The organism is Antarctobacter sediminis (genome assembly GCF_019218285.1).
GTDB classification, from domain to species: domain Bacteria; phylum Pseudomonadota; class Alphaproteobacteria; order Rhodobacterales; family Rhodobacteraceae; genus Antarctobacter; species Antarctobacter sediminis.
This window is the reverse complement of sequence record NZ_JAHUZG010000001.1, coordinates 440,784-453,218: the sequence shown is the minus strand read 5'-3', so window position 1 is coordinate 453,218 and position 12,435 is coordinate 440,784. Positions and strand designations below refer to the sequence as shown.

Annotated in this window: 10 protein-coding genes; 7 read left to right on the top strand and 3 right to left on the bottom strand. The window is 62.3% G+C overall.

Features of this window, described 5'->3' with window-relative positions; all coding sequences use genetic code 11:
* The first annotated feature begins 145 nt into the window (after positions 1 to 145).
* Complete coding sequence (locus KJP30_RS02165) at positions 146 to 1,114, top strand: GlxA family transcriptional regulator (RefSeq protein ID WP_218447345.1); 969 nt, start codon at positions 146 to 148, stop codon at positions 1,112 to 1,114.
* Between the two features lie 25 nt (positions 1,115 to 1,139).
* Here KJP30_RS02165 and pyrH read toward each other — a convergent pair whose 3' ends face one another.
* Complete coding sequence (gene pyrH, locus KJP30_RS02160; protein WP_218447344.1) at positions 1,140 to 1,919, bottom strand: UMP kinase; 780 nt, start codon at positions 1,917 to 1,919, stop codon at positions 1,140 to 1,142.
* A 110-nt stretch (positions 1,920 to 2,029) separates the two neighbouring features.
* Between pyrH and miaA the strand changes: the two genes are divergently transcribed.
* From miaA to KJP30_RS02130, 6 genes are all read left to right on the top strand, one after another.
* Complete coding sequence (gene miaA, locus KJP30_RS02155) at positions 2,030 to 2,935, top strand: tRNA (adenosine(37)-N6)-dimethylallyltransferase MiaA (protein ID WP_218447343.1); 906 nt, start codon at positions 2,030 to 2,032, stop codon at positions 2,933 to 2,935.
* 29 nt (positions 2,936 to 2,964) lie between these two features.
* On the top strand, positions 2,965 to 3,789 hold the full coding sequence (locus KJP30_RS02150; RefSeq protein WP_224874293.1) for an AraC family transcriptional regulator: 825 nt from the start codon (positions 2,965 to 2,967) through the stop codon (positions 3,787 to 3,789).
* A 243-nt stretch (positions 3,790 to 4,032) separates the two neighbouring features.
* The gene (locus KJP30_RS02145) at positions 4,033 to 5,703 is read left to right on the top strand and encodes an ABC transporter substrate-binding protein (RefSeq protein ID WP_218447340.1); all 1,671 of its coding nucleotides are present in this window, start codon (positions 4,033 to 4,035) and stop codon (positions 5,701 to 5,703) included.
* A 139-nt stretch (positions 5,704 to 5,842) separates the two neighbouring features.
* Positions 5,843 to 7,018 (top strand): ABC transporter permease, encoded by a 1,176-nt coding sequence (locus KJP30_RS02140; RefSeq protein ID WP_218447339.1) that lies wholly within the window; start codon positions 5,843 to 5,845, stop codon positions 7,016 to 7,018.
* A gap of 10 nt (positions 7,019 to 7,028) precedes the next feature.
* Entirely contained in the window at positions 7,029 to 8,480 is a 1,452-nt protein-coding gene (locus KJP30_RS02135) for an ABC transporter permease (RefSeq protein ID WP_218447337.1), read from the top strand.
* A 148-nt stretch (positions 8,481 to 8,628) separates the two neighbouring features.
* The gene (locus KJP30_RS02130; protein ID WP_218447335.1) at positions 8,629 to 10,716 is read left to right on the top strand and encodes a dipeptide ABC transporter ATP-binding protein; all 2,088 of its coding nucleotides are present in this window, start codon (positions 8,629 to 8,631) and stop codon (positions 10,714 to 10,716) included.
* 45 nt (positions 10,717 to 10,761) lie between these two features.
* Here KJP30_RS02130 and KJP30_RS02125 read toward each other — a convergent pair whose 3' ends face one another.
* Both KJP30_RS02125 and KJP30_RS02120 read right to left on the bottom strand, forming a co-directional pair.
* Entirely contained in the window at positions 10,762 to 11,664 is a 903-nt protein-coding gene (locus KJP30_RS02125; protein ID WP_218447334.1) for a preprotein translocase subunit SecE, read from the bottom strand.
* Between the two features lie 141 nt (positions 11,665 to 11,805).
* Positions 11,806 to 12,417 carry a lytic transglycosylase domain-containing protein gene (locus KJP30_RS02120; protein WP_218447332.1) on the bottom strand — a complete coding sequence of 204 codons (612 nt, stop codon included), beginning with the start codon at positions 12,415 to 12,417 and terminating at the stop codon, positions 11,806 to 11,808.
* Positions 12,418 to 12,435: the final 18 nt, after the last annotated feature.

The window sequence follows — 12,435 nt, the reverse complement described above, 5'->3', positions numbered from 1 at the left end:
ACCACATTCTGTGCAACATCGGCCCTGCTGCGCCGTTTTTCGTGCAGAAAATGCCCAAGCGATGGTCTAGGATCGCTGTGCCTGCAACCGGGTCTTAACCCTCGGCATGGCACAACCGCACCGTGACCCCGGACCCTGACCAAAGATGCATGTCTGCCTGATCCTCTTTCCCGGCTTCCAGATGCTGGCATATGTCTTCGCGCGCGAGGTGCTGCGCGTCGCCAACAAAAGTGCGGGACAGCCGTTGTTTACATGGTCCGTGCGCACTGTCAGCGGCGCGCCGGTCGCCGCGTCGGATGGCACAATGGTAGATGGCGACATGCCGGACTGGCACGGCGCACAGGGATTCGACCTTGTCTTGCTCTGCGCAGGCTATGATCCGCTAAAGTCACTGCCGATGGGATTGCGCGCTTTCCTGAACCGGGCGGATGCAGCGGGTGCCACACTGGGCGGGTTGGACACAGGCGGCATGATCCTTGCGAAACTGGGGTTCCTCAACGGGCGTGAGGCGGTGCTGCACCATGAGGCCGTGCCCGGTATGTTGGAGGATTTCCCCGATATTGCCCTGTCGGACAACCTTTATGCCTTTGACCGTCAGCGCCTGACGACAGCCGGGGGCGTCGCCACCGGGGACGCGGTGCTGGCCTGGATCGCCCGGGTGCAGAGCCCGGCGCTTGCCTCCAGAACCGCCGATGCGCTGGCGCACGGACGGATTCGCGACGCCGGCGAGTGTCAGAAACTGGCAGTCAGCGCCGACCCCTTGCTGGAACGCATGATGGCCATCATGGCCGCGCGGATCGAAAACCCGATTCCGGTTGAAAGGGTGGCTGCCGAACTTGGGCTAAGCCCGAAACAATTGCGCCTGCGCTGCCGAAAGGGGCTGAACCAGACGCCCGCGCAGGTCTACCTTGGCCTGAGGCTGGACCGTGCCGCGCAATTGGTCTCGGAAACCGAACTTTCGGTGCTGGACATCGCGCTGGCCGCCGGTTTCGCCTCACCCTCGGCCTTTACCCGCAGCTATCACGCCCGGTTCGGCACTCCGCCGCGCGATCAGCGGCGGGCGCGCCTGTCGTCGGTGGCACCGGGTCGCGCAGCCGCGGCTGTCCTGCACTAGGCACGGCCGGACGCAGTCGCGCGGATCAGGACGGAGCGGGACCGGGTTTGTCCGGTTGCGGCTCGGCCGGTTTTTCGATCACGCGGGTGCAGGTGCCCTGCCCTGCCAGAATACCGCGGAACCCGCCCGGTTCATCCAGCGAGAAGACGACGATCGGCATGTTGTTGTCACGCGCCAGCGCAATGGCAGAGGCATCCATGACCTTGAGGTTCTTGGACAGAACCTCGTCAAAGGTCACTTCGTCGTAACGTTTGGCATCGGCGTGGTGACGGGGATCCTTGTCATAGACGCCGTCGGTGCCGTTCTTGCCCATGATGATCGCTTCGCAGGCCATTTCGTTGGCCCGCAATGCCGCCGCGGTATCAGTGGTGAAATAAGGGTTGCCCGTACCCGCGGCAAAGATGCAGACGCGTTTCTTTTCAAGGTGACGGACCGCGCGACGGCGAATGTAGGGTTCGGCGACCTCGTCCATGCGGATCGCGGTAATGACCCGGGTGAAGACCCCCAGACCTTCCAGCGCCGATTGCATGGCCAGCGCGTTCATCACCGTCGCCAGCATGCCCATGTAGTCGGCGGTGGTCCGTTCCATCCCCTGTGCGCTGCCGGCCAATCCGCGGAAGATATTGCCGCCGCCGATGACCATGCAGATCTCGACGCCCATCTCCTGCACCGACTTCACCTCGCGCGCGATGCGCTGCACGGTTGGCGGATGCAGGCCAAAGCCCTGATCCCCCATCAGCGCTTCGCCGGAAATCTTGAGCATCACACGTTTGAAGGTTGTCTGCGGGGTGCCGTCTTCGGTCATGTTGCGCTCCGTCTCGGGGGGGGTATGATCGCGCGCATATGTGGCGGAAAACCGCTTGGGCCGCAATGGCCCAGGGGAAGGCCGCCGGGGACAGCGGGACAGGCAGCGCAATGCGTGACAATTCGGCAATCGAGGCCTGCCTCGCGGCCTGTGACCCCACGCGCCCGGTGTTGATCGCCGGACCGACCGCCAGCGGCAAGTCGGCGCTGGCGCTGGCCATCGCCGAAAAACAAGGCGGAATCATCGTCAACGCGGACGCGATACAGGTTTTTTCCGATTGGCGCGTTCTGACGGCCCGTCCCTCGGCGGAGGAAGAATCGCGCGCGCCAAACGCGCTGTATGGCCATGTTCCAGGTGATCATGCCTATAGTGTCGGGGAATGGCTGCGCGAGGCGGCACAGTTTCTGAATGCGCCAGACCGCCCGATCTTTACCGGCGGCACCGGTCTCTACCTTACCGCGCTGACCGAAGGCCTTGCCGAGATCCCGCCAACCCCGCCGGGGATTCGCGCCCGTGGCGAAACGCTGCTGGCGGACCGCGGGCTGGCGGCCATGGTGGCCGAGCTTGACCCGGCAAGCGCCGCCCGGATCGACCTGAACAACCCCGCGCGGGTGGCCCGCGCATGGGAGGTGTTGCAGGCTACGGGGCGGGGAATTGCTGACTGGCAGGACAACACCCCGCCGCCCCTGCTGCCACTGGATCAGGCCACCGGATTCGTTGTCGAGGCCCCGAAAGACTGGCTGACGCCCCGAATCGAAACCCGGTTCCGCAAGATGGTGCAAAGCGGTGCGCTGGACGAAGCCCGCGCGAACCGACCCGGCTGGACCGCCGACCGCCCGTCGGCCAAGGCCATCGGCGCGGCGGAACTCATGGCCCATCTGGACGGAGAGATTACGCTGGATCACGCCATTGAGCGCGCCACCATCCTGACCCGCCAGTTCGCCAAGCGCCAACGCACGTGGTTCCGTGCCCGCATGGGACACTGGCACCACCTGACCGCCGAGGCACTGGCCTGATGTCGCGGCCCGGCTTCCTCAGAAAGCCCATGCCGCCCGCGCCGCCCCGACCAAAGGGCACGGTGCGCAGCGGTTCCTTCGCTCTGGAATTGCAGGGCGCGCCGTGGAAATTCACATTGCTGCATGACCGCGAAGTGGACGTCACGCTGTGGTTCACCCGCGGTCAGGGCCGCGTGATCGTCAACGGCATCCGGCGCGGATTTTCGATGAACAACGCCCTTTTCCTGCCCGCCGGAACACTGTTTTCGGTCGAGGTCCAGCAGGGCACGCAGGCGTTGATCGTGCAAAGCCCGCCAGGGTTAAGCCCTTATCTGCCGCATCTTCCGCTGCTTTTGAGGGTTCGCGACAGCCTTTCGCAAGCCGAACTGACCGGCACCATCGACACGATGAGCCGCGAAACCATGCAGCAACGCCCGATGCTGCAAGAGGCGCTGGCCGCGCATGTCGGGCTGATCGGTGTCTGGCTGCACCGGCAGGTGCAGGCTGGCGCGGCAGACACCCCGCCGGAAAGCGCCGCGCAGCGGCTTGTGCGGCGCTATGCCGAGGCCGTGACCCGCGATTTCCGCGAGCCGAAGCCGATGGGCCATTATGCCGAGGCACTGGACGTGACGCCAACCCATCTCAGCCGGGTCTGCCGCCAGTGCTGCGGCAAGACCGCCGCCGATATTCTGACCGAACGCAAGCTCCACGCCGCGCGCGTGGCGCTGGAAAGCCCCAAGCCCCCGGTGAAGGAGGTTGCGCAGTCGCTGGGCTTTGCCTCGGCGGCCTATTTCACCCGATTCATCCAGACCCACACCGGACAGTCGCCAACCGCCCTTCGCGCCGCATCGCGGCATCTTCCTCTTCGCGCGTGACGAGCGGGCATCCGACTCGTGGTACCGCGGAAGTTACTTGCGCAACAAGCGCATGTCGCTTTTGAATAAGTCACATGTCGGTTTTTGACCTCAAAAGGGCGAAAGCGGGCGTTGACGGGGCAAGCCTTCTCGTGCGGAATGAAGTCCAGCGAGGGGCAAGGCCGAAGAGGGAAGCGACAACCTCTTGAGAATGCCGAATATCAGACCCCCGGCTGAACCGAGTTGTGTCACAGGGAGACAAGCATGACATCGACCGAAAACCTGCAGCGGGTACATCCGGCTGCCAAGATGTACGCCGAGGAATTCAAGAAGGGTCTTCTGGACCGTCGCGAATTTCTGGTGCGCACGACCGCGCTGGGCCTGACCTCTGCCGCCGCCTACGCTCTGGGTGGCTTGCAGCGTCCCGCGCAGGCAGCCGCGCATGCCCAGCAGGGCGGCACGATCCGCATGGAAATGGAAGTCCGCGCGCTGAAGGATCCGCGCACCTATGACTGGACCCAGATCGCCACTTTCACCGCCGGATGGCTGGAATACCTCGTGGAATACAACAGCGACGGCTCGTTCGAACCGATGCTGCTGGAAGGCTGGGAAGCCAATGACGACGCCACCGAATACACCCTGTATGTCCGAAAGGGTGTGAAGTGGAACAACGGCGACGATTTCACAGCAGAAGACGTGGCACGCAATATCGCAGGCTGGTGTGAAAAGGACGTCGAAGGCAACTCGATGGCGGGCCGCATGGCATCGCTGATCGACCCCGAAACCAACAAGGCCGCAGATGGCGCGATCACCGTGGTCGACAGCCACACCGTCAAACTGGTCTGCGCGTCGCCCGACATCACCATCATCCCGGGCATGGCCGACTACCCCGCCGCCATCGTCCACAGCAGCCATGACCCGGCCAATATGCTGGACAACCCGGTTGGCACCGGCTTCATGCTGCCCGAGAGCCTCGAAGTGGGCGTCAAAGGTGTGCTGGTCCGCAACGAAGGCCACGACTGGTGGGGATATGCCGCCGGCAAGGGTGGCTTTATCGACCGGATCGAATTCATCGACTACGGCACCGACCCGGCCGCTGTGATCGCCGCCTATGAATCCGAAGAAATCGACATGAACTGGGAAAGCCAGGGCGAATTCATCGAGATTCTCGATGCCATCGGCCTGACCCGGTCCGAGGTTGCCTCGGGTGCGACCATCGTGATCCGTCCGAACCAGCTTGCCGAGGATGAGAACGGCAACAAGATCTACGGTGACAAGCGCGTGCGTCAGGCCATTGCCATGGCTGTCGACAACGCCGTCTGCCTTGAACTTGGCTATGCCAACAACGGCGTCGCGGCAGATAACTGCCACGTCGGCCCGATGCACCCGGAACACGACGCTTCGGTCACGCGCCTGCCGCATGACCCGGCCAAGGCGGCCCAGCTGATGGCCGATGCCGGCATGGCAGATTACGAGCACGAGCTGATTTCGATCGACGACGGTTATCGCAAGGACACCACCGACGCCGTGGCAGCCCAGCTGCGCGACGCCGGCATCAAGGTCAAGCGGACCGTCCTGCCCGGCTCGACCTTCTGGAACGACTGGGTGAAATACCCGTTCTCGTCGACCAACTGGAACCACCGGCCGCTGGGTACGCAGGTTCTGGGCCTTGCCTATCGTTCGGGCGAAGCATGGAATGAATTTGGCTGGGCAAACGCCGAATTCGACGCCCTGCTGGCCGAGGCGAACTCGATCGCCGACGCGGACAAGCGCCGCGAGGTCATGGCCAAGATCCAGTCCATCGTGATCGAGGAAGGCGTGACCATTCAGCCTTATTGGCGGTCGATCATGCGCCACCACAACGAAAACCTTGTGGGTGTGGATATGCATATCGCCTATCTGCCGCAAATCTACAAATGGGGCATCTCAGCCTGACCGGCTGATCGCTCTGGGGCCGCGCACACAAAAGCGCGGCCCTTTTTCGCCTTGGCTCCGCGCGAAAACCTGCGGGCCGCAAGCTATCAGCAAGTGTGACCGGCCAGAACCGGTCCCCAGCCACCAACGGGGGCATTTCATGGGTCTTTTCATCCTCAGGCGACTAGGGGTCATGCTACTGACCGCCTTCTGCCTGACCTTCATCGTCTTCGTGATGACGAACCTCTATCCAAATCTGGAAAAGCTCGCGAAGTCCGAGGGCAATTTCAGGATGACGGATATCGAGGTCGCCACCTGGCTGTCCAACAACGGCTATCGTTCGCCGCTGGACGAACAGATGCTGGCGGACTTCCGGTCGGGCAAGATCACGCTCGAGGAAGCCTCGGCACAGGTCAATACCGGCTTTGACGTCCGGATCTTCGGCAACTACGCCGAATGGCTGGGCCTTGCGCCGGGCTGGACGGGCGAAGACCGTGACGGCAACCCGCGCGGTCGCTGCATCCTGCCCGGTGCCGATCCGGCAGAGGCCCCGAAATACTGTGGCATCCTGCAAGGGCACTGGGGCTGGTCGACCGTGGCCAAGGCCCCCGTGACCGAGGCGCTTGGCACCCGGATGGGCAACACCGGGTTCCTGATGCTCTGCGTGCTGCTGCTGATGGTGCCGTCGGCGCTGATCGTCGGCGTTCTGGCCGGGATGCGCGAAGGATCGGGGCTCGACCGTTCGCTGTCGACCTTTTCGATCACCACCACCGCCACGCCGGAATACGTCTCGGGCGTGATCTTCATCGCGCTGCTCGCCTCGTCACGCAACGGCCTTGGCCCCATCCTGAACGACTGGGGCTGGATCGAGGGCAAGACGATCTTCAAGGGCACGGCCACCAGCGCCATGGAGAACCCGACCTTCGAGAACTTCTTTTTGCCGGTGCTGACCATCGCGCTGTACGGTATGGGCTATATCGCCCGCATGACGCGGGCCTCGATGGCCGAAGTCATGACGGCACAATACATCCGCACGGCGCGCCTGAAAGGCGTCAGCTTTGGCAACATCGTGATGAAGCACGCGCTGCGCAACGCGCTGATCGCCCCTTTTACCGTGATCATGTTGCAGTTCCCATGGCTGCTGAACGGCGTCGTGATCGTCGAGACCTTGTTCCAGTACAAAGGAGTTGGCTGGGAACTCGTCCGCGCTGCGGGCAACAACGACATCGAGATGCTGCTGGCGATCTCGGTTGTCTCCGTCTTTGTGGTTCTGGTGACCCAGCTGATCTCTGATATCGGCTATGTCTACCTGAACCCGCGCATCAGTGTAACCTAAGGAGGCCGTGATGGATCCCTTGACCTGGACCGGCGGCCTTGGAACCGTCCTGAACCCGATCCTGACTATTCTCGTGCCCGTCTTTGCGGTGGCGCTGGTGGCCAAGATCATTCTGTCCCTTTTCGAACCCGATACGGGAATCCAGACCAACCCGGATGGCACGATCATGGCCACCGGGGGCGTTTGGGGGCTTTCTGCGAAACTGGTAAACTGGCTGGGGCTGGCCGTACTGGCCCTTGTGCTGGCCTATGTCATTGGCGGTGTCCTGATGGGCACCGGCGCTGGCATCGTCGGCGGAATCAGTCAGCAATTGACCCCTGTCTGGATCGCGCTTGTCGTCACCTTCACCGTGTCGATCATCTACAAACGCAAGCTGGGCCTCTACGGCAAGCTGTTTGATTCGATGATCGGGATGATCGGCTTTGGCCTTGTGATGTTCTGGGTCTACACGGCGGTTTTCTACGGCGCTTTTGACCTGATCGCGACGCATGACCCGCTGAGCCAGGTGTCCGGCATGAAGAACAAGGTGCCCGGCACGCCGATGCGCGGTGCCGAAGACGGCCAATTCCAGTGGTATCTGCTGGGCGGTGACAACCTGGCCCGTGACGTCTTTAGCCGCGTTGTCGCCGGGTCGACCATCGTCATCGCCATTGCGCCGCTGGCCACGCTCTTTGCCTTCATGGTGGGGATCACGCTTGGCCTGCCCGCCGGTTACTATGGCGGTCGTCTGGACACCGCGTTGAGCTTTGTCGCCAACCTGATCCTCGCTTTCCCGGTCATCCTGCTCTTCTACCTGCTGGTGACGCCGGAAATCGTGGCCACGGGCCTGCCGCAATACATGGCGGTGGTGCTGTTCCTCTTCCCGCTGATCTTCGCGGGCGTGCTGATCCATTCGCGTTACCGGACGCAGCCGTCCAAGGACTATGTCTACCTCGCGATCGTTCTTGTCCCGCTGTTCCTGATCTACATGTCGCTGGTCAACAACCCGGACCCGACAGCTTCCAAGATCACCTTCTGGCCGCTCGATTTCTTCGACGTGCCGGGCGGTGTCCTGGTGGTCTTTGTCTCGGTGGTCTTCGTCAACTCGCCCACGGTGTTCCGCATCGTGCGGGGCCTGACCATGGACATCAAGACCCGCGACTACGTGGCGGCGGCACAGACACGCGGCGAACGTCCCTGGTACATCATGCTGTGGGAGATCCTGCCCAACGCGCGCGGGCCGCTGATCGTCGATTTCTGCCTGCGCATCGGCTATACGACGATCCTTCTGGGCACCCTTGGCTTCTTTGGCCTTGGCCTGCCGCCGGAATCGCCGGACTGGGGGTCGACGATCAACGAGGGGCGCAAGCTGCTCTCGATCTACCTGCACCCTGCCCTGCCGCCCGCGCTGTCGCTGTTGAGCCTTGTTCTGGGTCTGAACCTGCTGGCGGACGGGTTGCGCGAGGAATCCCTGCGGGATTGATAAAAGGACGGTCCGGGGGCGCAGCCCCCGGCGCGCCGGAACCGCGCAAAAACACTGGTAGGCGCCCCTTTGGGGCGACACCTCCGGGATATTTCAGGACAGAAGAAACCTTGAGCGTTTCGCTGTCCCTCCGACAGGGAGACACGACATGAAAGACGACTACGACGGGCCGATCCTTGAGATCGACAACCTCTCGATTTCCTTCTTCACCCGCCTGCGCGAGATCCCCGCCGTCATGGATTTCTCGGTCCGGGTCATGCCGGGCGAGGCCGTGGGGCTTGTGGGGGAATCCGGCTGCGGCAAATCCACCGTGGCGCTTGGGGTCATGCAGGACCTTGGCAAGAACGGCCGCATCGTCGGCGGCTCGATCAAGTTCAAGGGCCGCAACCTTAACGAGATGAGCCAGGAAGAGTTGCGCGACATCCGCGGGTCCGAGATCGCCATGATCTATCAAGAGCCCATGGCCTCGCTTAACCCTGCGATGAAGATCGCCAAGCAGCTGATGGAAGTGCCCATGATCCATAAGGGCCTTTCCGAGAAAGAGGCCTATGATCGCGCGCTACAGGTGGTCACGGATGTGAAACTGCCGGACCCCAAGCGGATCCTCGACAGTTATCCGCACCAGCTGTCCGGCGGCCAGCAACAGCGTATCGTGATCGCCATGGCGCTGATGGCGGAACCTGCGTTGTTGATCCTTGACGAACCGACCACGGCGTTGGACGTGACGGTCGAGGCGGCGGTTGTCGAACTGGTCAAGGAACTGGGCAAGAAGTACGGCACATCGATGCTGTTCATCTCGCACAACCTTGGTCTGGTGCTGGAAACCTGCGACCGGATCTGCGTGATGTATTCGGGCGAGGCGGTGGAAACCGGCAGCATCGAAGATGTCTTTGACGAGATGCAGCACCCCTATACGCAGGCGTTGTTCCGGTCGATCCCGCTGCCCGGGGCCGACAAGAACGCCCGCCCGCTGGTGGCGATCCCGGGCAACTTCCCCCTGCCCCATGAACGCCCGCCGGGTTGCAACTTTGGCCCCCGCTGCGACTATTTCGAGGCCGGGCGCTGTGATGCGATAGATCGCATTCCGATGACCAAGATCACCGGCAACGACCGGCATAATTCGCGCTGCCTGCGGATCGACGAGATCGACTGGAACGCGCCACCGCAAAACGTCCGGTCGAACGAGAAATCCGAACCGGGCAAGGTCGTGCTCAAGATGGACAACCTCAAGAAATACTACGAGGTAGCCGCCAACGCGCTGTTCGGCAGTTCCGGCGAAAAGAAGGTGGTCAAAGCCAACGAAACCCTCAGCTTCGAGGCTCGGGAATCCGAAACGCTGGCCATCGTGGGCGAATCCGGTTGTGGCAAGTCGACATTCGCCAAGGTGCTGATGGGGTTGGAAACGGCCACTGACGGGCAGATCCTTCTGGACAACCGCAACATCGAAAGCACGCCCATCGAAAAGCGTGACACGCAAACCGTGGCCGACGTGCAGATGGTGTTCCAGAACCCGTTTGACACGCTGAACCCTTCGATGACCGTGGGGCGGCAGATCATGCGCGCGCTGGAAATCTTTGAACACGGGAACTCGGACGACGAACGCCGCGAAGAGATGCTGCGCCTGCTGGACCTGGTGAAACTGCCGCGTGCCTTTGCCGAACGGATGCCGCGCCAGTTGTCCGGCGGGCAGAAACAGCGCGTGGGCATCGCGCGGGCCTTTGCGGGCGGCGCGCGGATCGTGGTGGCGGATGAACCGGTCTCGGCGCTGGACGTATCGGTGCAGGCGGCGGTGACCGATCTGCTGATGGAAATCCAGCGCGAGCAAAAGACCACGCTGCTGTTCATCAGCCACGACCTGTCCATCGTGCGCTATCTCAGCGACCGTGTCATGGTGATGTACCTTGGCCACGTGGTCGAACTGGGCACGACGGATCAGGTCTTTGCCCCGCCCTATCACCCCTACACCGAGGCGCTGCTATCGGCTGTGCCCATCGCGGACACGCATGTGGAAAAGAAACACATCGTGCTGGAAGGCGACATTCCTTCGGCGATGAATCCGCCGTCGGGTTGCCCGTTCCAGACGCGGTGCCGCTGGAAGGAACGGGTTGCCGGTGGATTGTGTGACAAGGAGGTGCCGCCGGTGCGGATCATGGCAGACGGCCACCAGATCAAGTGCCACCTGTCCGAGGACGAGTTCGCCAGTATGGAACCCGTCATCAAGATCGCCGCCGAGTAGGTGCGAAAATGGCCCGGGCAGCGGATGCCTGGGCCATTTTTCCGGTCACTGCAACAAATGCGCTGTCGCCGCTTCTCCGCCATCGCGGGTCTTGCGGATGTAATATGGCGAGATCGTCGAATATTCGAGGATTTCACGCTGCGCCTTGATGGTCAGCGGCTTGTCGAACCGGAAATCGACCACGGTTTCATGGATGCTGCTGCAGGCGACGCCAAGCTCCAGCTCTTCGACCTGAATTCGTGCCTGTCCGCCACGCAAATCGGACAAGACCTCATCAAAGGCGGGCGCATTGAGCGGATGAAAGCGGCACCCGCCTTTGCCAAGGGTGACGATCAGCCCATCCAGAACCCGGTCATTGATCCACAGATCCGCCGGAATCCGGCAGGCCTTGCGATTGTACAGCAGGGCCATGATCCAGCGATAGCCGGTGTCGATCAGCACCAGAACCGAGATGAACCCGACCATGGCGATCACCACTGCGCCTGCGGCAAAGAGCTTGTCTTCTTGCGCGCGTTTTTCCAGTTCCGACCAGGAAGATCCTTTTTCAACAAAGAACCCGCCGTCACGCCCGCTTTGAAGCCGTTGAAAGACGGATTTACCGCTGTCGACACAGGCCAGTCTGCTTTGCTGGTCGAGATCGCGCAACAGGGAGGCAAGCCGCGCCGGGTTGTAATCCGCCCCGTTTGCAAGACGCTCTGCCTCGGCCAGTAGGTCGACCGCGATGGCCACAACGCTGTCGATGCCCGCCCCGCTCAACGCGCGAATGATGGCGGTTTCAGAAACGGATTCCATCTGCGCGGCCAGGCGGTTGACCATTGCCGGCGGCAATACGGTCGCGTCACGCGGCAGCGCCGCCAGCGTCCGTGCAACGCCCATGAGATCCGGAGGCACCTGACAGCTTTGTGCGGCCACCGGTGCCGCGCCCCACAGATACAGCCCCCCCGCCATCAGCCAACCGGTGCACAGGATGCACCGAATCCAACAGAGCAAATGACCAACCATCCCGCCGATCCGCCTTTCCTAGCGATTTCCCGGAACAGTCTGACAGCAAAGGCATAACCAAGGTTTAAGCCGGATCGGAACTCCGGCTTAACCGCCCATGATCTTTTTCACGTAATTGCGTGTCTCACGGTATGGCGGCACGCCGCCATGTTTCAGCACAGCCCCCGGCCCGGCGTTATAGGCGGCAAGAGCCAGCCGCCAGCTTCCGAACTTCTGATACTGCTGCTTGAGATAGCGCGCGCCACCATCGAGGTTTTGACGCGGATCATGCGGATCAACCCCCAACAAACGCGCCGTATCCGGCATCAACTGTGCCAGCCCGATCGCCCCTTTGTGGGACTTGGCCTTGGGGTTGAACCGCGATTCCTGATTCACAAGGCGCAGGAACAGGTCCTCAGGAATGCCATGTTTGCGGGCGGCGACCCGCGCCATTTCGGCATATTCACCATTATAGCCGCCTCGGTAGACGGGAAGCGCACCATCGGTGGCCGGGCCCCATTTGGTCGGTGTCACCACCTTGGGCGGTTGCAGGCGGATCGAGCTTTTGTATTGCTGGGCCGCCCGGTTATCCAGAACCTTGGTCTGGCTGGAAAAGATATGTGACCGGTTCTTGGTCGACAGAACCTCGGCGGTTGCTGTCCCGGCAACCAGTCCGATGACCAGACAAATTCCGGCCGTGCGAATTCCCCCTCGCACCATAAAACTATCCCCCTGATC

Excerpts from the sequence above, each read along its gene's own strand:
- pyrH (WP_218447344.1), bottom strand. The coding sequence starts at position 1,919 with ATGACCGAAGACGGCACCCCGCAGACAACCTTCAAACGTGTGATGCTC.
- KJP30_RS02135 (WP_218447337.1), top strand. The coding sequence starts at position 7,029 with ATGGATCCCTTGACCTGGACCGGCGGCCTTGGAACCGTCCTGAACCCG.
- KJP30_RS02125 (WP_218447334.1), bottom strand. The coding sequence starts at position 11,664 with ATGGCGGGGGGGCTGTATCTGTGGGGCGCGGCACCGGTGGCCGCACAA.
- KJP30_RS02150 (WP_224874293.1), top strand. The coding sequence starts at position 2,965 with ATGCCGCCCGCGCCGCCCCGACCAAAGGGCACGGTGCGCAGCGGTTCC.
- KJP30_RS02130 (WP_218447335.1), top strand. The coding sequence starts at position 8,629 with ATGAAAGACGACTACGACGGGCCGATCCTTGAGATCGACAACCTCTCG.
- KJP30_RS02165 (WP_218447345.1), top strand. The coding sequence starts at position 146 with ATGCATGTCTGCCTGATCCTCTTTCCCGGCTTCCAGATGCTGGCATAT.
- KJP30_RS02120 (WP_218447332.1), bottom strand. The coding sequence starts at position 12,417 with ATGGTGCGAGGGGGAATTCGCACGGCCGGAATTTGTCTGGTCATCGGA.
- KJP30_RS02145 (WP_218447340.1), top strand. The coding sequence starts at position 4,033 with ATGACATCGACCGAAAACCTGCAGCGGGTACATCCGGCTGCCAAGATG.
- KJP30_RS02140 (WP_218447339.1), top strand. The coding sequence starts at position 5,843 with ATGGGTCTTTTCATCCTCAGGCGACTAGGGGTCATGCTACTGACCGCC.
- miaA (WP_218447343.1), top strand. The coding sequence starts at position 2,030 with ATGCGTGACAATTCGGCAATCGAGGCCTGCCTCGCGGCCTGTGACCCC.